This window comes from Sphingomonas sp. BK069 (genome assembly GCF_014193405.1).
Classification (GTDB): domain Bacteria; phylum Pseudomonadota; class Alphaproteobacteria; order Sphingomonadales; family Sphingomonadaceae; genus Sphingomonas.
On record NZ_JACHZH010000004.1, the window covers coordinates 164,332 to 184,477 of the forward strand.

At 71.0% G+C, this 20,146-nt stretch carries 18 protein-coding genes and 1 pseudogene; 6 read left to right on the forward strand and 13 right to left on the reverse strand.

Annotated features, from left to right (window positions below; all coding sequences use genetic code 11):
- Positions 1 to 13 precede the first annotated feature (13 nt).
- Positions 14 to 2,437, reverse strand: a complete 2,424-nt coding sequence (locus tag FHY02_RS14330; protein ID WP_260172905.1) for a TonB-dependent receptor domain-containing protein — start codon at positions 2,435 to 2,437, stop codon at positions 14 to 16.
- Between FHY02_RS14330 and FHY02_RS14335 the strand changes: the two genes are divergently transcribed.
- Positions 2,421 to 2,582, forward strand: coding sequence for a hypothetical protein (locus FHY02_RS14335; protein WP_183923762.1), 162 nt, complete (start codon positions 2,421 to 2,423; stop codon positions 2,580 to 2,582). The two genes, FHY02_RS14330 and FHY02_RS14335, sit on opposite strands and share 17 nt — an antisense overlap.
- Before the next feature lie 184 nt (positions 2,583 to 2,766).
- On the forward strand, positions 2,767 to 3,216 hold the full coding sequence (msrB, locus tag FHY02_RS14340) for a peptide-methionine (R)-S-oxide reductase MsrB (RefSeq protein ID WP_183923310.1): 450 nt from the start codon (positions 2,767 to 2,769) through the stop codon (positions 3,214 to 3,216).
- Between the two features lie 19 nt (positions 3,217 to 3,235).
- Here the strand turns inward: msrB and FHY02_RS14345 are convergent, their stop codons facing one another.
- The 7 genes from FHY02_RS14345 to glmM all read right to left on the reverse strand — a co-directional run bounded on the left by FHY02_RS14345 (position 3,236) and on the right by glmM (position 10,538).
- Positions 3,236 to 4,120: a bestrophin family protein gene (locus tag FHY02_RS14345; RefSeq protein ID WP_183923313.1), complete on the reverse strand. Its 885-nt coding sequence runs from the start codon at positions 4,118 to 4,120 to the stop codon at positions 3,236 to 3,238.
- A 191-nt stretch (positions 4,121 to 4,311) separates the two neighbouring features.
- A complete protein-coding gene (gene folP / locus FHY02_RS14350) occupies positions 4,312 to 5,358 on the reverse strand; it encodes a dihydropteroate synthase (RefSeq protein ID WP_183923315.1) in 1,047 nt (348 codons plus the stop codon).
- Positions 5,359 to 5,655: 297 nt separating this feature from the next.
- Positions 5,656 to 6,786 (reverse strand): site-specific DNA-methyltransferase, encoded by a 1,131-nt coding sequence (locus FHY02_RS14355; RefSeq protein ID WP_183923318.1) that lies wholly within the window; start codon positions 6,784 to 6,786, stop codon positions 5,656 to 5,658.
- A gap of 180 nt (positions 6,787 to 6,966) precedes the next feature.
- A complete protein-coding gene (locus FHY02_RS14360; protein ID WP_183923321.1) occupies positions 6,967 to 7,575 on the reverse strand; it encodes a ribonuclease HII in 609 nt (202 codons plus the stop codon).
- Positions 7,575 to 8,744 carry a bifunctional hydroxymethylpyrimidine kinase/phosphomethylpyrimidine kinase gene (thiD, locus tag FHY02_RS14365; RefSeq protein WP_183923324.1) on the reverse strand — a complete coding sequence of 390 codons (1,170 nt, stop codon included), beginning with the start codon at positions 8,742 to 8,744 and terminating at the stop codon, positions 7,575 to 7,577. Before thiD ends, FHY02_RS14360 begins: the two co-directional genes overlap by 1 nt.
- Entirely contained in the window at positions 8,741 to 8,965 is a 225-nt protein-coding gene (locus FHY02_RS14370) for a DUF1272 domain-containing protein (RefSeq protein WP_183923327.1), read from the reverse strand. The genes thiD and FHY02_RS14370 overlap by 4 nt, the downstream gene beginning before the upstream one ends.
- A gap of 235 nt (positions 8,966 to 9,200) precedes the next feature.
- Positions 9,201 to 10,538 (reverse strand): phosphoglucosamine mutase, encoded by a 1,338-nt coding sequence (glmM, locus tag FHY02_RS14375; protein WP_183923329.1) that lies wholly within the window; start codon positions 10,536 to 10,538, stop codon positions 9,201 to 9,203.
- A 69-nt stretch (positions 10,539 to 10,607) separates the two neighbouring features.
- Between glmM and FHY02_RS14380 the strand changes: the two genes are divergently transcribed.
- Complete coding sequence (locus tag FHY02_RS14380) at positions 10,608 to 11,867, forward strand: dicarboxylate/amino acid:cation symporter (protein WP_183923334.1); 1,260 nt, start codon at positions 10,608 to 10,610, stop codon at positions 11,865 to 11,867.
- Between the two features lie 62 nt (positions 11,868 to 11,929).
- Positions 11,930 to 12,691: a Coq4 family protein gene (locus tag FHY02_RS14385; RefSeq protein WP_221198677.1), complete on the forward strand. Its 762-nt coding sequence runs from the start codon at positions 11,930 to 11,932 to the stop codon at positions 12,689 to 12,691.
- Between the two features lie 185 nt (positions 12,692 to 12,876).
- On the opposite strand, the gene rarD is transcribed toward FHY02_RS14385, so the two are convergent.
- On the reverse strand, positions 12,877 to 13,773 hold the full coding sequence (gene rarD / locus FHY02_RS14390) for an EamA family transporter RarD (RefSeq protein WP_183923339.1): 897 nt from the start codon (positions 13,771 to 13,773) through the stop codon (positions 12,877 to 12,879).
- 151 nt (positions 13,774 to 13,924) lie between these two features.
- Here rarD and recF point away from each other — a divergent pair, with 151 nt between their 5' ends.
- A complete protein-coding gene (gene recF / locus FHY02_RS14395) occupies positions 13,925 to 14,962 on the forward strand; it encodes a DNA replication/repair protein RecF (protein WP_183923341.1) in 1,038 nt (345 codons plus the stop codon).
- 64 nt (positions 14,963 to 15,026) lie between these two features.
- Positions 15,027 to 16,331 (forward strand): MFS transporter, encoded by a 1,305-nt coding sequence (locus FHY02_RS14400; RefSeq protein WP_183923343.1) that lies wholly within the window; start codon positions 15,027 to 15,029, stop codon positions 16,329 to 16,331.
- Between the two features lie 394 nt (positions 16,332 to 16,725).
- Here FHY02_RS14400 and FHY02_RS14405 read toward each other — a convergent pair whose 3' ends face one another.
- The 4 genes and pseudogenes from FHY02_RS14405 to FHY02_RS14420 form a co-directional block, all read right to left on the reverse strand.
- Positions 16,726 to 17,550, reverse strand: coding sequence for an NIPSNAP family protein (locus tag FHY02_RS14405; protein WP_183923345.1), 825 nt, complete (start codon positions 17,548 to 17,550; stop codon positions 16,726 to 16,728).
- 115 nt (positions 17,551 to 17,665) lie between these two features.
- Positions 17,666 to 18,359, reverse strand: a pseudogene (gene aqpZ / locus FHY02_RS14410) (aquaporin Z).
- Between the two features lie 119 nt (positions 18,360 to 18,478).
- Positions 18,479 to 18,763 (reverse strand): CsbD family protein, encoded by a 285-nt coding sequence (locus FHY02_RS14415; RefSeq protein ID WP_183923347.1) that lies wholly within the window; start codon positions 18,761 to 18,763, stop codon positions 18,479 to 18,481.
- Positions 18,763 to 20,118 carry a mechanosensitive ion channel gene (locus FHY02_RS14420; RefSeq protein WP_183923349.1) on the reverse strand — a complete coding sequence of 452 codons (1,356 nt, stop codon included), beginning with the start codon at positions 20,116 to 20,118 and terminating at the stop codon, positions 18,763 to 18,765. Before FHY02_RS14420 ends, FHY02_RS14415 begins: the two co-directional genes overlap by 1 nt.
- Positions 20,119 to 20,146: the final 28 nt, after the last annotated feature.

Here is a 20,146-nt window from a genome sequence, read left to right on the forward strand (position 1 = left end):
CACCGCCACCGGCTCAGAAGTCGAGCCGCGCCGTCGCCGACACCGTCCGCCCGTTGAGCACGCGCGCGCGCAGGATCCCGCTCGGCGGGATCGCCGCGTCGTCGAAGCCGCTGATCGCGGTCACGTCGAACAGGTTGCTCGCGTTCAGTCCGAGCGACAGCCGCTCGGCCGCACGCACCTGCACGAAGGCGCCGGTGGTGACATAGCCGGGTATGCGCAGCAGGTCGTTGTCCTGCGCGTAGCTGCCGGTGGTGCCGATGAACACCGCGCCCAGGCTGAACCGCTCGGTGACGAGCTGCGGCGTCGCCTGGAAGGTCAGCTTGGCCTGATGGCGCGGCGTGTTGCTCTCGAAGTGCGGGTTGACCGCGTCGCGCGTGATCTCGGCGTGAGTCAGCGTCGCGCCGCCATTGAAGGCGAAGATGCCGTGCCGCACCCCGCCCTCCAGCTCGATGCCGTGCGCCTGATAGTCGCGCTCGATCGGCTCGGTCGTCACCTGATCGGTATTGCTGTCTTGCGCCGTCGCCCAGAAACCGGTGACGTTGAAGGTCAGCCCGTCCTGCCGGAACTTGGCCCCCAACTCGGCCTGACGCACCGGGTCATAGGCGGCTCGCGGCAGCGCCAGCGCGCCGGTCACCGAGTCGACGATGGGGCTGAACAGCAGGCGATCCGCGTTGGCGCGTGCGCCGCGGCTGTAGCGCGCGAACAGCGCGAACGGCTCGGCGAGGTGCCAGTTGATGCCGGTCGAATAGGACAGATAATGGTAGGTATACTCGAGTGGCGCTGGCGAGGTCAGCGGCGTGATGCCGACCTTGGTCTCTGGCGCGGAGATGCGGCCGTCACCGTCGATGTCACGCGTCACGGTGGCGATGCGCCCGCCGCCGAGGTCCGAGCCATATAGGCGGCCACTGGCACTCCCCGTGTCGTAGCGCAGGCTCCCGCCCATCGCGACCGCGCCGACATGGTAGTTGACCGAGGCGAAGGGCGCGTTGACGGCATAGTCGAGGTCCATGCTCCGCCGTCGCTTCCCCGCCAGCGGCGTGAACTGATAGGCGAGCACGCCCTTGTCGGTCAGCCGCGCGCCGGTCGCGGTGCTGAGGTCGACCAGCGCCGCCTTGCCGTCGCCGCGCACGTCGGAGAGCATCGTGCTCCAAAGAGTGTCGCGGTCGAGCATCTGGCGCGCCGCGTAGAAGCCGCCGGTCAGCGTTAGCTCGCCCTCGCCCATGCGCACGGCACGGCTGGCGCGCGTGTCGCTGGTGACATTGCCATAGTCGCGAATGCGCAGGTCGAGGATGCTGAGCAGGCCGACGAGCCCGTTGCCGTTCAGGCTAGCGGGATCGGCGATCACCTGGCCCGCGAGCGGCCCGTTGGCATAGGACAGCTGCCCGCCGACACCGGCGAGGCTCGCAGCGCGCGCGGCCGGCAGGAACATGGTCGCAAACGGGCTTACCAGCGCGCCCGACGTGCTGCTGACGCGGAACCGCTCGGTCACCGTCCAGTCGGCCACGTCGATCTGCGCCTCGACTCCGCCACTGAGCGAGCGCGTGCGCTGGCCGTCGCCAACGTCGTGCCGTGCCGGCTGATTTGTACTGTCGAGCACGAGCACGTCGCGGATCGAGCGCGACAGCAGCACCCCCGAGCCGATGTCGAAGCTCGCCAAGGGACGCGGCGCCGGACGCCGCTCGGACCCGGTCGCGCGCATCGGCACGACGTCGTAGTATGGCGTGCGATCGTCGAGATACTTGCCGTACAGCCGCACATAGCCGCCATCGAAGGTCTTGGTGAGGTTGAGCTTCACCTGGCCGCCGCGCTGGGCGTCATAGCCCGCGGTGCGCGGCCCCTCGCCGCGACGGTAGTAGCCGCCGATATGGTAGCGCCATGTGTCGCCGAGCTGGCCGCCCTGGTCGGCGTCGATGCGATACTGGCCATAGTCGAGCCCGGCGGTCAGCGCGACCGCGCCGCCCTCGATCTCACCGGTCTTGGAAATGAAGTTGACCAGCCCACCCGGCGAGTTGGAGGCGAAGGTCGAGGCCGAGCCGCCGCGGATCACTTCCACCTGCGCGAGGTTGAGGTCGGCGCGCACCATCCCGTCGGCGCCGAGCCCCTGCATGTCGCCGAACTCGAGCACGGGCAGGCCGTCCTCCTGGAGCTGGACGAACTTGATCCCCGACGAGGCGAGCGGCAGGCCGCGCACGCTGAGGCTCACCAGGCCCTCGCCCGTCGATGCTTCGGAGCGGATGCCGGGGATGTCGCGCAGCAGGTCGGCGACCGAGCGCGGCGCCAGCTTCTCGACGTCGGCGGCCCTGAGGCTGCTGGTAGAGGTGGCGCTGTCGAGCCGGTCGCGCCCCCTGGCGACGCCGGTGGTGACCGTGTCCGGCGCCGACGTGCTCGGCGGTTCGCTGGCGTCGGCTCCGGGCGCGACGATGGCGGTCGACGACATCGCTGCCGCCAAGAATATCGAGATCAATGTTTTACCCCCCATGGACGACGAGGGCTCGCCGTCGGGCGGGGCCGATAGAGATGGCTGGAGACACACCTCAATCCTGCGGCTGACGCATTACGGCGGTGGCGTAGCAGCGGCGTGACGGATCCTGACGCGCCTTGCGGCCAACGTCTCGCCCCCTGTCAGATGGTTATTCGATGCCTGCCGCGCTGCGCCTCGATCGCTTCAGCGACGCGTGACTCACCGCAACGGGTCAATCGCTCAGCACCCTCCACGGTCTCGCAACCCGCGCCAGCGCTCCTTATCTATGCGTCAACGGAGGTTGCATGACGGACTATCGCAAGACGGACGAGGCGATCGCGCGGCTCACGCCGGAGCAGTATCGCGTCACCCAGCAGAACGGCACCGAGCGGCCCGGCACCGGCGAGCTGCTCTACAATAAGGAGCCCGGCATCTACGTCGACGTGGTATCGGGCGAGCCGCTATTCGCCAGCGCGGACAAATATGAGTCGGGCTGCGGCTGGCCCAGCTTCACCAAGCCGGTAGAGCCCGCCAACGTCGCCGAGCTCGTCGACCGCTCGCACTTCATGACTCGCACCGAGGTGCGCTCAGCCCATGGCGACAGCCATCTCGGCCACGTGTTCGACGACGGCCCGCGCGATCGCGGCGGACTACGCTATTGCATCAACTCGGCGTCGCTCCGCTTCGTCCATCGCGACGACATGGAAGCGGAAGGCTATGCCGCCTATCTGCCGCAGGTCGAGGACGTTCGCTGACGCTCGCGTGGCGGCGTGCTCACCACAGCACGCCGTTGTCGGGCGTCATCGGTTCGGGTGCTTCCTCGCCGATCGATTGCAGCAGGTCGATCTCGATCGTGCGGCACATCGCCGACAGCGGCAGGTCGTGGACGGTGTTGGCGAACGGGTCGACGAGGTCGTCGCCGATGGCCAGGACCGCCAGGAACATCAGCCCTGCCACGGTCGAGCCCAGCGGTGTGGCGAAGCCCAGCGTCTCGACCAGCCCGATCGGCAGCAGGATGCAGAACAGATGGGTGAACACCATCGGAAAGAAGCGATATTGATTGGGCAGCGGCGTGTTCTTGAGCCGCTCCATGCCGCCCTGCGCGTTGGCGATGTCGATCAGCACGCGCTCGATCGAGGCCTGCTGGATCGTATCGATCCAGCCGTTCGCGCGCGCCAGATCGATCCGCCGGCCCGTGCCGTCGACGATACCGTTGGCGATGTTGGTGCGCGACAGCGCGAAATCCGCCTCCCCCTTTGACAGGAAGCGTAGCACCTCGTCGTCGGCCTTCTGCTTGCGCAGCTGACAGCGAAGCGCGTTCACATAAGCGATCTGGCGCAGGACGATCGTGCGCTTCATGTCGCGCCCGTCCGGATCGGGGAGGAAGTTGCGGGCGGCGCGCGCGAGATTGCGGCTGGCGTTGATCATCAGCCCCCACAGCGATCGCCCCTCCCACCAACGCTGATAGGCCGAATTGCTGCGAAAGCCGAGGAACAGCGCCAGCGCGGAGCCGAACAGCGTCAGCGGCAGCTCGGGCGCCTTGAACGGGAGGACGTAATAGGTGACCGTCACGATCACGTCCCAGATGAACAGCAGGGTCAGCGGCTTCCAGACTTCGCGCACGATCTGAGTGAGGCGGGGAACGGCTGTAACGATCATGCCGCGCTAACGCGCGTTAGGCGGGGCTGTTGCACGTACGAAACCAAATGTTACAGAGCTTGTTGGGAGACCCGCTGTCCGGCACGCGAACCGAGGGCGTGCCGCGTCGAACTCCGGCGATCGCCGACGCCCAACGTCGCGGGCACGGATGTTACTGGCTCTCCGCTGCTGCGTGCGCGGGAGCACGCCCCTTACCCCACAAGAGCGCGATCGCGCAGGCCACGCCAGACGCGCAGCGCCTGCACCGTCTCGGCCACGTCATGGACTCGCAGCAGTTGCACGCCCGCCTCGGCGCCCTTGAGCGCGAGCGCGACCGAGCCGCCGAGCCGCTGTTCCACCGGCGCCTCGTTGCTGAGCGCGCCGATCAGCCGCTTGCGGCTCGCCCCCAGCATCACCGCGCACCCGAGGCCGTGGAACATCGCCAGGCCGTTCAGTAGCGCGAGATTGTCCGCGAGCGACTTGCCGAAGCCGATACCGGGGTCGACGATGACGCGGGCACGATCGACCCCGGCGGCGACGACCGCCTCGACCCGCGCCTCGAGCCAGTCGAACACCTCACCGACCACGTCGTCGTACGTCACCCGGCCGTGCCCACCGGCCTTCGGATCGGGCGAGTGCATCAGGATCACGGGCGCGCCGCTGCGCTTCACCACGTCGAGCGCGCGCTCGTCCCACAGCAGCGCCGAGACGTCGTTGACGATCGCCGCGCCGGCGGCGAGCGCGGCCTCCATCACCGGCGCCTTGCGCGTGTCGACCGAGACCAGCGCGCCGGCGCGGGCGAGCCGCTCGACCACCGGCGCGACGCGGCGCGCCTCGTCCTCCTCCCAGACGAGCGCGGCGCCGGGCCGGGTCGACTCACCGCCGACGTCGATCAGTGCGGCCCCCGCACCGGCCAGCGCCATGCCCGCCGCGGCCGCGGCGGCGGGGTCGTCCCGGTGCGCGCCACCGTCGGAGAAGCTGTCGGGGGTGACGTTGAGGATCGCGGCGACCTGCGGCTGGTCGAGCCGCAGCACACGCTCGCCGAGCATCAGCGGCGCGCGCGGCGTGGTGAAGCGCGCGTGGAGCAACGCGGCGCGATCGCCGAGCTTCGCCATCTCGCCGACGGGGACGACGCGGCGTGGACCGTCGCCGCTCACCTCATACGCGGCGTACCATTGCAGCCCGCCGGCGAGCCGCACCACGGTTTCTTCCGGGTAAACGAAGGGCGCGTCGACGAAGTGGACGGGGCGGAGGCGCATCGAACGGACCTTCTGCTGGGCGGTGCCCCCTTGCTAGCGCGGTTAACGACGCCGCCCAAGCGGCGGCAGTCTTGATGTCCTCCCGTGTAAGGGGAGGTGGCGCGCGCCGCGCGACGGTGGGGTGTCGCCGCTGGCGAACGTCCCGCGCCTAATCACCGGCGACACCCGTCCGTCAGGCCTTCGGCCTGCCAGTGCGGGCGAGATGGTGCCCCCCGGACACCATCTTGGCTTGCCGGGGGCAAGCCAAGGCCCGCGCCGCCCTTGCAGGCGAGGAGCGCCAACCCTCAATCCGAAGACTTACGGCTGCGTCGCCAGCAGGTACGTCTGGCGCACACGGTCGATCGGTTCGAGCGCGCCGTCGACCTCGCGGTGCCAGAAGGTCCAGCCGTTGCACGCGGGCGCCTGCTGCACGGTCGCGCCCACCTTGTGGATCGAGCCGGTGGCACCGCACAGGCTCGCCAGCGAGCCGTCGGCGCGCACCGTCGCGCTGTGCCGCCGCTTGGCGTCGACCAGCACGGTGCCGGGGGTGAGATAGCCGTTCTCGACCAGCACGCCGAACGCCACCTTGGGTGCGCCGCGCGGGCTCTGCATCGTCGCCAGCGCCGATTCGTCGAGCGGCAGTGCGGCCGCGATCCGCTCCGCCGCGGCGTCGATATAGGCCAGCTCGCGCTCGATCCCGATCCAGCGACGCCCCAGCCGCTTCGCCACCGCGCCGGTGGTGCCGGTGCCGAAGAAGGGATCGAGCACGACGTCGCCCGGCTTGGTGCAGGCGAGCAGGACGCGATAGATCAGCGCCTCGGGCTTCTGCGTCGGGTGGACCTTCACCCCGCCCTTCTTGAGCCGCTCCTGCCCCCCGCAGATCGGGAACTCCCAGTCGGAGCGCATCTGCAGCTCGTCGTTGAGCGTCTTCATGCTGCGATAGTTGAACGTGTACTTCGCTTTCTCGCCCTTCGACGCCCAGATCAGCGTCTCGTGCGCGTTGGTGAAGCGCGTGCCGCGGAAGTTGGGCATCGGGTTGGCCTTGCGCCACACGATGTCGTTGAGGATCCAGTAGCCCAGGTCCTGCACCGCGGCGCCGACCCGGAAAATGTTGTGGTAGCTGCCGATCACCCAGATCGTGCCGTCGTCCTTGAGGATGCGGTGCGCCTCCGCCAGCCACGCGCGCGTGAAAGCGTCATAGGCGGCGAAGGTGTCGAACTTGTCCCAATCGTCGGTCACCGCGTCGACGTGGCTGCCATCGGGCCGGAACAGCTCGCCGCCGAGCTGGAGATTATAGGGCGGGTCGGCGAAGACCATGTCGACCGACTTGGCCGGCAGCGCGCGCATCGCCGCGATGCAATCGCCCATCACGATCTGGTCGAGCGGGAGCGGCGATTCTGCCGGCTCCGCCGCGCGCCGCGACCGCGCGACCTTGTCCATCACCCCCATCGATCAGCTCCCCTTTGCCCGCGTAAGAGGCCGCCGAAACGCCGCTCCGTCAAGCCGCCTTTTACCACGCGACTCGCGGACGGAAGCCGAGTCGCTAGCGGAACAAGATGAGTCCACGTCCATATGTTGAGTCACCCGCGGCGGCGTTGACTCGATATATGGTGGTGTGACGGAAAAGACTCAGAACGGCAGAACCGCCTGCGCCACCGGGGCGAAGCTGCGGCGGTGGAGCGGCGACGGCCCGTGCTCGCGCAGCGCGCGCAGGTGCGCGGGGCAACCGTAGCCCTTGTTCGAGTGCCAGCCGTACTGCGGATGTGATTCGGCCGCGGCGATCATGATCTGGTCGCGCGTGTGCTTGGCGACGATCGAGGCGGCGGCGATCGAGCGACTCTGCGCGTCGCCGCCGACGATCGCGGTGGCGGCATAGCCCCAGCGCGGCAGCCGGTTGCCATCGACCAGCACGTGCCCGGGCCCGTCGCCCAGCGCGCGCGCCAGCTCGTCGACCGCGAGCGTCATCGCCTTCATCGTCGCCCAATAGATGTTGAGCGTGTCGATCTCGGCGGGCTCGACGATGCCGACGCCGATGATCGCGCAGTCGCGCAGCCGGGCGTAAAGCCGGGCGCGCTCGCTCGCGGGAAGCTTCTTCGAATCGTCGATCCCGCGCGGCACGCCTCTGGCGGGCAGCACCACCGCGGCGGCGACCACCGGCCCGGCGAGCGGCCCGCGCCCGGCCTCGTCGACGCCCGCGACCGGCGGCACGCAGCGCTTCTCGTGGAGCAGCCCCGGCATCAGAGCCGCCACGGCGGGAAGCGGCGGTTCTCGCCCGCCTGGTAGAGGCACAGAGCATTGCCCGAGGGATCGTATAGCCGCGCCTCGCGCCAGCCCCAGGGTCGGTCGCGCGCCTCTTCGACCGAGACGCCGGCGGCGCGCGCCTGCGCCATCGCCGCATCGACGTCGGCGACCTCGAGGAAGACGAGCGGCTGGCCGTGGAGCTCCTGCGCCGCCTCGATCGACAGCGTCGCGCCGCCGACGCTCTCGAAGCGCGCATAGCGCTCATCGCTGGCGACGATCGGCGTTAGCCCCAGCCCGCGATAGAAAGCGAGCGTCGCGGCGTGGTCGGTCATCGGCAGCGTCACTTGGTTGAGCGTCGGCGCCGCCGCGGCGACGTCGAGCCGGACGCGCGCGTGCCCCATCGGCCCGTGCCCCCCGCCCAGCCCGGGCGCCTCGCGCAACGCGACCCGGACGAAGATCCGCGCGCGCTCGATCGCCTGCGGTAGTGCGAGGCCGCGCGCGAGCCCCTCCGCGACCGCGCTCGCCAGCGTGCAGCCGGTGCCGTGACTGTGGCGCGTGTCGATCCGCGGCGCTTCCCAGCGCAGGATCTCGCCCCCGGCACCGATCAGCCGATCCACCACGACCGCGCCCTCGGCGTGTCCGCCCTTCACCAGCAGCGGCGTCCCGATCGCGGCGGCATAGTCGCGTGCTGCCGTCGCCACGTCGTCGGCCGCGAGCGTGTCGACCCCGCATAGTGCCGCCAGCTCGGGCAGGTTCGGGGTGACCAGCGCGCTGAGCCGCGCCAGCCGCTCGAACGCCGCGATCGTGGCGGCGTCGGCCAGCACCGCGCCGCTGCTCGCCACCATCACCGGGTCGAGCACGATCGCGCCGCCGTAGCGCCCGCCCGCCAGCTCGTCGGCCACCGCCGCGGCGATCTCGGCGCCGCCGAGCATCCCGATCTTGACCGAGTCGACGCCGAGGTCCGCGACCACGCTCGCCATCTGCTGCCGAACCATCTCGGGCGACAGCGCCGCGACCGCCTGGACGCCGAGCGTGTTCTGCGCGGTGATCGCGGTGATCGCGGTCATGGCGTGGCCGCCGAGCATCGTGACGGTCTTGATGTCGGCCTGGATCCCCGCGCCGCCGCCCGAGTCCGAGCCGGCGACGATCAGCACGCGCGGCATCATCCGCGGTGGCGCCGCTCGGTCGCGGCGGGGTATGTCTTCAGCGTCGCGCTGACGCGCGCGGGGCGGTCGAGCAGCTCGCCGCCGCAGCCCGGGCAGCGCTCGTCGAGCTCGTCGGCGCAGTCGGCGCAATAGGTACATTCGAGCGAGCAGATGAAGGCGCCGCCCGCGTCGGCGGGCAGATCGACGCCGCAGCGCTCGCAATCGGGACGCATCTCCAGCATGCGCGCGCCATAGCGCCGTGCGCGCGCGAGGTCACGCGGGATGAGGGTGGTATGAAGTACACTGCCTGCGCCTCGGCGTCGTTGCCGGCTTAAGGCGACGAACCGCCGTCGCCCCGCCCCCCGGCGAACGCCGGGGTCCAGTTGGGAAGGCCGTCGTGGACTCAGCGCGGTCCCCCACCTGGACCCCGGCGTCCGCCGGGGTGGAAGAAGAGGAGGAACACGCCCACCTACCCCCTCACGCCGCGGCGCGCACCGCGTCGCAGATGCGGTCCACCACGCGCTCGACCTGCTGCGGATCGTCGCCCTCTGCCATCACGCGGATCACCGGCTCCGTGCCCGAGGGGCGAATGACCAGGCGGCCGCTGCCCGCCAGCTCGGCCTCGGCCTCGGCGATCACAGCCTTCACCCCTTCCTGCTCGAGCGGCTTGCCGCCGGCGAAGCGCACGTTCTTGAGCAGCTGCGGCAGCGGCTCGAAACGGTGCAGCACCTCGCTCGCCGGCGCGCCCGCACGACACAGTTCGGCCAGCACCTGGAGCGCGGCGACCAGCCCGTCCCCCGTGGTGGCATAGTCGGACAGGATGATATGCCCCGACTGCTCGCCGCCGACATTGTAGCCGCGCCGTCGCATCGCCTCGAGCACGTAGCGGTCGCCCACCTTGGTGCGGATCAGCCCCAGCCCCTGCGCCGACAGATGCCGCTCCAGCCCGAGGTTGGACATGACCGTCGCGACCAGCCCGCCCCCGGCGAGTCGCCCGGCGCGTGCCCAGCCCGCCGCGATCGTCGCCATCAGCTGGTCGCCGTCGATCACGCGACCGCGCTCGTCGACCACGATCAGCCGGTCGGCGTCGCCGTCGAGCGCGATGCCGATCGCCGCGCCATGCTCCACCACCGCCGCCGACAGCGCCTCGGGATGGGTCGAGCCGATCCGATCGTTGATGTTGAGCCCATTGGGGCTGACCCCGATCTGGACGAGGTCGGCGCCGAGCTCCCACAACGCCTCGGGCGCGACCTGATAGGCGGCGCCGTTGGCGCAATCGACCACCACCTTGAGCCCGTCGAGCCGCAGGTCGTTGGGGAAAGTCGACTTCGCGAAGTGGATGTAGCGCCCGCGCGCGTCGTCGATCCGCTTGGCGCGGCCGATCTCGCCCGCGGCGGCCAGCGCGACCTCGCCGTCGATCGCCGCCTCGATCGCCTCCTCGTCCTCGTCGGAGAGCTTGTACCCGTCCGGGCCGAACAACTTGATGCCGTTGTCAGCGAACGGATTGTGGCTGGCCGAGATCATCACGCCCATGTCGGCGCGCATCGACTTGGTCAGCATCGCCACCGCGGGCGTCGGCATCGGCCCAACCAGCGTGACGTCCATGCCGACGCTGGTGAAGCCCGCCTGCAGCGCGCTCTCGAGCATATAGCCCGACAGCCGCGTGTCCTTGCCGATCACGACACGGTGGCGATGCGCGCCGCGCAGGAAGTGGCGCCCGGCGGCCATGCCGACCTTCATCGCCATCTCCGCGGTCATCGCGCCGGTGTTGGTGAGCCCGCGAATACCGTCGGTGCCGAAATATTTCCTTGCCATCGCCTCTTACCTTCGCTCCGCTGACGGGCTCCCATAAACGATGACGAACGAAGGGCGAAGAGCGCGCTGATGTCGCAGGCTACCCGTATCCTCCTTGCCCTGGTCGCCGGCCTCGCCGCCGGCATCGCGCTGACACGCGTGGCGCCCGGCGCGGTGCCGAACGTGGTGGCGGTGGCCGAGCCGCTCGGCACCGCCTGGCTCCACGCCTTGCAGATGACGATCGTGCCGCTGGTGGTCTCGCTGCTGGTCACCGGCGTCGCCGCGACCGCGGAGGCGGCGCGTGCCGGTCGGTTGGCCGCGCGCGCGATCGCGCTCTACGTCGCGCTGCTCGCCGCCTCGGCGACGATCGCCGCATTGCTGACGCCGCTGCTGCTCGCGCTCGTCCCGCTTCCCGCGGCCTCGGCCGCGGCGCTGCGCGGCGCCTTGTCCGACGCGAGCGCGGTGCCGGCGGTGCCGCCGCTGGGTGAGTTCTTCGCCGGCATCGTCCCCAAGAACGTGCTCCAGGCGGCGGCGAGCGACGCGTTCCTGTCGCTGATCATCTTCACCTTGGTCTTCGCCTTCGCGATCGCGCGGATCGAGCGCGCGCAGCGCGACCTGCTGGTGCGCCTGTTCACCGCGCTGCGCGACGCGATGCTGGTGGTGATCGACTGGGTGCTGTGGATCGCGCCCGCTGGCGTGCTGGCGCTGGCGCTGGTGGTGGGCGCGCGCGCCGGCACCGGGGCGTTCGGCGCGCTGATTCATTACATTCTGATCGTGAGCGCCTCGGGCGTGGCGGTGATGCTGCTGGCCTATCCGATCGCGCGGCTGGGTGCGCACCTACCGCTGGGCGCTTTCGCGCGCGCGACACTGCCGGCGCAGGCGGTGGCGATCAGCACGCAGAGCTCGCTCGCCTCGATGCCGGCGATGATCGAGGGCGCGCGCGACCTCGGCGTGGACGTGCGGGTCGCCGGCGTGACGCTGCCACTGGCAGTCGCGATCTTCCGCGCGACTGGACCGGCGATGAACTTGGCGGTGGCGATCTACGTGGCGACCTGGTTCGGCGTCACGCTGTCGCCGGCGACGCTGGCCATCGGGGTGGTGGTGGCGACACTGACCTCGCTCGGCTCGGTCAGCCTGCCCGGCACGGTGAGCTATGTCAGCGCGATTGCCCCGATCGCGGGGACGATCGGGGCGCCGATCGCGCCGCTGGGGCTGCTGGTGGCGGTGGAGACGATCCCCGACATCGTTCGCACCGTCGGCAACGTGACGATGGACATCGCCACCACCGCGCTGCTGGGCCGACGCGGCGATGCGGATGACCGGACAAGCCCGCCCGAGCCCGACGCTTGACGGAGGCAACGCGTCTCTTTTATTGACAAACCTGTCAGTAAGGAGCCTTTCCCGTGACCCGCATGCCCCCCTACCCCGGCACCAGCGGACGGCGCGACTGGCGCGGCGCGCTCGACGCGGTGCGGAGACTGATGCGCGATCCCGATGACACGCGGCAGGTCTTCCGCATCATGCGCGCGCTCAACACCGGCAACGCCCCCGCCAATTACGCGCGGCTGATCGCGTCGGCGGCCGGCGGCCGGATCGCCTATGAGCGCGCCGAGCTCGCCGCGCTGCTCGCCGATCCCACGGCGGTGGCGCGCCACGCGCCCGGCACGGTCGGCGCCGCCTATCGCGATTTCCTTGTCACCACCGGCTATACCGCCGATGGCCTCGTCGCGGTCAGCGAGGCGGACCATGCCGACGCCTGGGGTGCCGAGCACCCCTATGGCTGGATGGGTCGCCGCATCCGCGACCTGCACGATCTCTGGCACGTGCTCACCGGCTACCAGGCCGACGACCCGCTCGGCGAGGCGGCGCTGGTCGCGTTCAGCTTCGCCCAGGTCGGCGGGCTCGGCTGGGCGCTGATCGCGGTCGCGGCCGCACTTAAAAGCCTGGCCGTGACTCGCAGCACTTTGTTCGCACGCGCGGTATGGGAGGGCTATCGTCACGGCCGTGCGGCCGCCTGGCTGGTGGCGGAGGATCCAAGGGCGCTGCTCGACGAGCCGCTGGCCGCGGCCCGCGCACGGTTGGGCATCCGCGAGCCGCACGCCTACCGCCGCGCGCGGCGCGAGCTCGGCGCCGCGATCGCCTCGTTCGGCGGCGCGGGTCGGGCGACCGCGTGAGCAGAGCGGGGCCGGCGCACTAGACCTTGCCTGCCGTCATCCCGGGCTTGCCCCGGGATCCATCGTTCCGCGCACGCTCCGGCCGCTCTCCTCGCCGCATCATGGATCCCGGCTCAGGGCCGGGACGACGGTCCGGCAGGTGACTTCGGCCTGGAAAGCCGTGCAGGCGCGGCAAGAGGGTGCGGCTATGCGTCCCGCTCCGCCGCGGGCGCCGCGCGCCAGCCCGCCACCGCGTAGAGCGCACAGGCGGTCCAGATCAGCGCGAAGCTCAGCAGCTGCGCCGGACGGAGCGGCTCACCGAAGATCAGCACTGCCTCGAGGAACTGCAGCGTCGGCCCGATATATTGCAGCAGCCCCAGCGTGGCATAGCGCAGCCGCCGCGCCGCCGCGGCGAACATCAGCAGCGGCGCCGCGGTCACCGCGCCGGCGAGCACCAAGAGCACGTCCACGCGCGTGTCCTGTCCGAAGGCGCCGCTGCCGTGCGCCTGTGCCCAGCCGACGATCGCGACCGCGGGCAGCAGCAGCAGCGCGGTTTCGATCAGCAGCCCGCCGAGCGCGTCGATCGCCACCACCTTGCGGATCAGCCCATACAGCCCGAAGCTCACGGCCAGCGCGAGCGAGATCCACAGCGCGCCGCCGCCGTCGAGCGCGAGCAGGATCACGCCCACCCCGGCGATCGCGACGGCGCCGGCCTGCACCCGCGTGATCCGCTCGCGCAGCACCGCCACTCCCAGCAGCACGTTGAGCAGCGGATTGATGAAATAGCCCAGGCTCGCCTCGAGCACATGGCCGTTCTGCACCGACCAGATGTAGACGAACCAATTGACCGCGATCAGCAGCGCGGTCGCGGTCAGCAGCGCGAGCGTGCGCCCGCGCGCCCTTTCCATGATCGCGCGCCCGCGCCCCAGCGCGACGACGACCAGCACGAGCAGCAGGAGCGAGAAGATCACGCGATAGGCCAGCACCTGTAGCGCCGGCACCGAGTCGAGCAGGTGCAGGTAGAGCGGCAGCAGCCCCCAGCAGACGAAGGCGCCGACGCCGAGCAGCAGGCCGGTGCGGGTCGGAGCGGGATGGTCGGACATGCCTTGGCCATCGCCTGCCAAACCGCACGGCGCAAGTCGTCACGCCGCCGTCATGACCCAGGCTGGCGGGTCCTGCTTGCGCGCGTGCCGCCGGCAGCGGTACCGTGAGGCGCGTTGCCGCTCACGCCCGCACCGCCTACAGCCGCGGGCGATGCTCGCGCGCCTGGTCCTCACCGATGTCCGCAACCACGCCGCGCTGAGCCTTGCCCCCGCGCCGGGCTTCGTCATTCTCACCGGCCCCAACGGCGCGGGCAAGACCAACGTGCTGGAGGCGGTATCACTGCTCGCGCCGGGCCGGGGTCTACGCCGCGCCGCCTTGTCCGAGATCGCGCGCGCCGACGGGCCGGGCGGCTTCGGCGTGGCCGCGACGCTGCGCGACGGCGTGGACCTCGCCACCGGCGCGTTGGCGGGCGCGCCCGAGCGACGCGTGGTGCGGGTCAACGGCGCCGCCACGGGCGCGGGCGCGCTCGCCGAGCGGGTCGCCGTCCTGTGGCTCACCCCGGCGATGGACCGACTGTTCACGGAGGCGGCGGGCGAGCGCCGCCGCTTCCTCGATCGGCTCACGCTGGCGCTCGCCCCCGAGCACGCGCGCCACGGCACCCGCTACGAGGCCGCGATGCGCGATCGCAACCGCCTGCTCGCCGAGCCGGTGCCCGACCGCGACTGGCTCGCGGCGCTGGAGGCGCAGATGGCGCAGCACGGCGCCGCGCTCGACGCCGCGCGCCGCCGCACCGTCGCGGCGCTGAGCGAGGCGCTGGCGGCGCAGCCCGCCGGCGCGGTGCCGCGCGCCGCGCTCGCGCTCGCCGGCTGGAGCGGCGACACCGGAACGCTCGCCGCCGAGCTGCGCGCGGGCCGCACTAGGGACGCCGCGGCGGGGCGCACGCTCGTGGGTCCGCACCGTGCCGACCTGCTCGTCACGCACGTCGACAAGGCCCGCCCCGCCGCGAGCGCCTCGACCGGCGAGCAGAAGGCGTTGCTGCTCGGCATCGTCCTCGCCCACGCCGAGCTGGTCGCTGGCGCCACGGGTCGCGCGCCGTTGCTGCTGCTCGACGAGATCGCCGCGCACCTCGATCCTTCGCGCCGCGCCGCGCTGTTCGAGCGGCTCGCCCCGCTCGGCCAGGTGTGGATGACGGGGACCGAACCCGAGCTGTTCGCCGCGGCGGGCGCGGCGACGCGTCTGGCGCTGTGACCGGACCGCGCGGCCGGCGTGCCGCAGCGGCGTTGCGTCGCCCAACAAAAGCGCGCAGGCCGCGTTGACCATCCGGCGCCGCGCGCCGCACGCAGGAACCACGCCGCTGACCGAGCCACCGTCTCCCGCCGCCCCCGAACGTGCCCCGCCCGCGGGCACGGACGAGTGGCGACTGGGTTGGCCTCTCGTCTCGGCGGCGATGCTCGGCGCCGGCCTCGGCCCCGGCCTCTATCAGAATCTGTCCAGCCTCTTCACGCCGGGGCTGGAGCGTAGCTTCGGCTGGTCGCGCGGCGAGATCGCCACCGCCGCCGGGCTCGCGCTGCTCGGCGCGCTCGCGGCGCCCCTGATCGGGCGCACCGCCGACCGGTTCGGCGTGCGGCCGGTGATCACCGCCTCGATGCTGCTGCTCGGCATCGCCTATCTGTGGCTCGCCTCGATCGGCGGGGCGATCTGGCGCTACCAGATCGGCGTGGTGCTTCTGGTGCTCACCATCCCGGGGACGAGCAGCCTGGCGTATGGCAAGCTGATCGCGGCGGCGTTCGAACGGCGCCGCGGGCTTGCGCTGGCGCTCGGCACCTCGGGGCTGGCGCTCGCCACCATCGTCGCCGCTCCCGCACTCGGCTGGGTGATCGGACGTTACGGCTGGCGCTACGGTTTCGTCGCGTTGGCGGCGGGAAGCTCGGTGCTGGCGCTGCCGCTGATCCTGCTGGCGATCCGCCGCGCGCCGCGTGCGATCGTCGCGCCGCGCGCGCCGCCCAGCGAGGCGAGCGGCGTGTCGGCGCGCGACGCACGACGCGACCGGCGCTTCTGGATCCTGGTCACCTCAGCGTTGCTGATCAATGCCGCTACCACCGGGCTGGTGACCCAGCTGGTGCCGATCGGGATCGAGTTCGGCCAGAGCGCGGCGCAGGCGGCGCTGCTGCTCACCGCCTTCGCCGCGAGCGCGATCGCGGGGCGACTCATGGTCGGTGTGCTGGTGGACCGGCTGCGCCCGCAGCCCGTGGCGGCGGGGTTCGCGCTGGTGTCGGCGGTGGCGTTCGTGCTGCTCGCGCTCGCGCCGCAGGGACAGGCGACGCTGCTGCTGCTCGTCTTCCTCGCCGGGCTGATGAACGGTGCCGAGAACGACCTGCTGCCCTTCTTCGCGGCGCGACTGTTCGGCCTGCGCGCCTATGCCGAGATCTACGGCACCGCGATGCCGCTGGCTCTGTCGGGCACCGCGATGGGGATCATCGGCTTCGGCCGGCTGCACGACGCCACCGGCACTTACACGCCCGCGCTGGCGTGCGGCGCGGGCGCGCTGCTGCTCGCCTGCTGCTGCTTCCTGCTGCTGCCCGACCGCGCGCTGCCGGGGAGTGGCGAGACGCTCTGATACCGGCGCGGATCGATAACAGAGAGGAGGCGTGTCGGTCCTCACCCACAGAGGATCGTTGCGAGATGGCTCTGCTAGCCTGGATGTGAGTGCAACGGAGACTCGGGAAGCCGCAGTTTGCGCTCGCCGAACAGCCTGTCCCAAGGGCGCTGTTCAGCCAGCCGATCACGCGACCTACCTTCGGTGACATGCGTCCATCCGAGAAGCCAAGCTGATCCGACATCGCCACACCGCCGGCTGAACGGTGGATCACCGTGGACGCGATCTCGCAACGATCCTCCGCAGGAAGAGAAATTGTTTCGCCGAATACGGCTCCACAACGTCGCGAACGCGACACTTCTGACCCGGGCCTCATCAAGCGCGCGATCGTCAAAGCCGACGGCATGCCGCCGTCTCAGATCTGCGAGTAAGCGGTCGGGCTGAGGATCTGGTTGTCGGCGGCCGAGGTGATCTCGGGATCGGTCAGCCCCGGCGTGGTGATCAGCTTGCGCCAGGCCGAGTCCGACCCGAACGTCGCCCAGCTGCGCTCGCGCGTCGCCAGATCGGGGAAGGTGAGCAGGTAGGTCAGGCTCGGCAGATGCGCGCCGGTGAGGTCCTGCGCGAAGAAGACCGGGGTGAGACCGGTGCGGCGGAAGATGTCGATCTCGCCGCCGGTGTCGAACATGCCGATCTTGGTGGTGCCCGCGCGCTCGCTGTGGCTGTAATAGGTGCGCAGCTCGAAGATCCGCGCCTTGTTGCCAGCGGTCGCGGCGGGCAGCTCGACCCGCGGAAAGTGCGGGAAGGCGCGCATCAGCTTGACGTCGAGCGCCACGAAGGGCGGCGCGTCCGGGGTGGTACCGAGGAAGGGCGCCGCCGCGGCGGTGTAGCGGCCGTCCGCGGCGAGCCGCTCGGGCAGCGCGGCGAAGTCGGCGATCGTCGGGTGCGGCACCAGCACCTGGAGCCCCGGCGTGCCATAGCCGATCGCCACCGTGAACACACCGATCGGCCCGCAGCCCGCGCGGCGCGCGGCGGGGATGAAGGCGTCGCGCAGATAGGTGTCGAGCCGCTCGCGCATGGGCCCGCGCACCAGGTGATAGGTGCGCAGCTCGTAGACCTCGGGCGCGGTCGCGGTCGCGGTGGCGGTGGCGGTGCGCTGCGCATGTGCCGCGCCGCTCGCCAGCGTCATGCCGCCGATGGCAGCGCCCGCGAGCAGCGAACGTCGTTGGATTGCTTGCGTCATTCTGTCCTCTCCCCGGCCCCAATGCCCGTAGGAGACGAAATGGCGGGTCTCGTCAATCCGTTACGCCATGCCGCCGGCAGCGACCCGCCGTCCGCGCGGTTCAGCGCGGGGTGGCCTAGCGATCGGTATGGACGAGGCGTTCGAGCGGCATGTCGCTGATCGGACCGGGCGACTGGTCGCGCGCCTCGTAGGCGAAGAGCCAGCGGCCGACCAGCAGCGCGGGGCCGGTACTCCGCGCCGGGTTGACGGAGGTATTGGTCACCGGGATCGAGATCAGGCGGATGAGCGTCAGTGCCAGTCCGATCGCGAGCGGGGCGAAAGGCGCCGGCGAGCGCGCATCGGTCGCGCCGAGGATGACGACGAGGAAACCGGCCGTGAGCAGCGCCTCGACGAGGAAGGCGCTGGCGAGATCATAGCCGCCGGACGAGTGCGCGCCAAAGCCTTTGGCGGCGAGCCCGGTCCCGACGAGATCGAAGCCGGGTACGGCCCGAGGCGATCGTGGCGACCGCCGCGCCGCCGAGGGTCGCGCCGGCGAGCTGTGCCGCGACGTAGCCGGGCAGGTCGCGCGGCGAGAAGCGGCCCGCCACCGCGAGGCCGACACTGACCGCGGGATTGAAGTGGCCGCTGGAGATAAGGCCGACCGCGAAGGCCATGGTGAAGACGGTGAGCCCGAACGCCAGTGAGACGCCGACGAGCCCGATCGAGCCGGGCACGTCGGCCCCCGCCGCGAGCACCGCCGCACCGCAGCGGCCGACGACGAGCCAGAAGGTGCCGAAGGCCTCGGCCGCGAGCCGCCGCGCGGCGGCGATCGGGCGAGGCCTCGGTGCGAGCGTGACGGTTACGGCGTTCTCCGCGGACGAGAGGGAGAAAGGCGGGCAATCGGGAAAGGAGTAGGGCGAGGCGCCGACCGGTGCCTCGCCCTGCGCTGTCACTTGCCGCGCAGCGTGTTGATCAGCGCGATCCCGAGCACGCCGCCCAGCGCCGCGGCGGTGAACGGCCGCTCGTGGATGAACTGGCGCGCATAGTCGATCGCGGGGCGGATCGTGTCCTCCACCGCATTCTTGGCCTCGCCGTAGCTCTGCCGTGCCTGACCACCGAGCTGATCGGCCTTGCCCTCGGCGCGCAGGGTTTTGTCGCCGGTGGCGCTGCCCAGGCTTTCCTTGATCTTGCCGCCGAGGTCGGTCGCGGCGCCGGCGAGCGTATCGGTGTTCATCATTGGTCTCCTTCATTGGACTGCGGGTTGAACGAGGTGGTGCGCCGTGCTGGGCTGCGCTGCGTCGTCGGTGCCGTCATCAGGTCGCGCTCGGTGGCGCCACGCTCGAGCAGCCGCGCGACGATCCGCCCCGCTGCCTCGCGACCGCCGAGGCCGAAGGCGAGCGACGCCGCCACCGCGACCGCCCCGAGCAGCAGCCCGAACGCCATGTTGATGATGTCGTCGGCGAGACCCATGAAGCGCAGCCCGATCGCGGTACCGAGCACGATGATCGCGACCCGCACCAGCGGCGCCGCGGCGCGTGCGCCGCTCTGGCCCTGGCTCCCGATCACGCGAGCGACGAGGCGCGCGATGATCACCGCGGCGAAGATGATGATCGCGCCGAACACCACTTGGCCGAACAACGCCAGCACCTCGGCCATGATGCGCGAGCCGTAAGCGAAGTCGAGCTGGCGGAACGCCTCCATCAGGCCGAAGATCAGTACTGCGACGAAGGCGCCTTTGCCAATCAGCGCGGACGGACGGAGATCGGCGCGCGCCGCGCCCAGCTCGCTCGCGGTCGTCTGCGACCACAGGCCGGTGGCGCCGATCGCTCGGTCGAAGCCGGTGGTGCCGAGGAATTGGGTCAGCAGCCGTGACGCGAACTTGCCGATAGCATAGGCCACCGCGAGGATCAGCGCGGCAGCGATGACGTGCGGGATCGCGTCCAGGATCAGCCGCAGCATCGCGGTGGCGGGCTGAGAGATCGCGGCGATGTTGAGCGTGTCCAGCGCGGCGATCGCGACCGGGATGATGATCAGCGCGAACACGATTGCGCCGAGCGTGCGCGGCAGCATCGACGGGTCGGCCGGGGCGCTGTCGCCGAGGCTGGTGGAGAAGCGCTCGACGTGGCTGGCGGTGACCACCGCCTCGACCGCCTTGCGGGCCACTTTGGCGAGCACGTAGCCGAGGAAGAAGATCAGGCTGGCGCCGATGATATGCGGCACCGCCTGGCCGAAGCCGCGCAGCATGTCGCCCAGCGGCCCGGTCGCGCCGGTCAGCCCCAGCGGCTGGGCCGCGAGGAACAGCGCGATCAGCAGCACGACCCAGTAGGCCGCGTCACCGACCTGGACGCCGATGCTGTCGGGGTGGCGCTCGCCGAGGCTGGCGGCATTGGCGTGCCGCGCGAGCGGGGTGCGGTTGACCAGCTTGGCCACCGCCCATTTTACTGCGCGCGCGGCGAGCCAGCCGATCAGCAGGATGACGAGCGCCGCGAGGAGGCGCGGACCCCATTCCTCGGCGTAGTAGAGCAGACGAGAGCCGAGCTCCCGGCCGTTCGAGACCACCTGGCCGCCCGCGTAAGTGACGTCATTCATGGGTGTGGATCCCCTACCATAGAGTAAG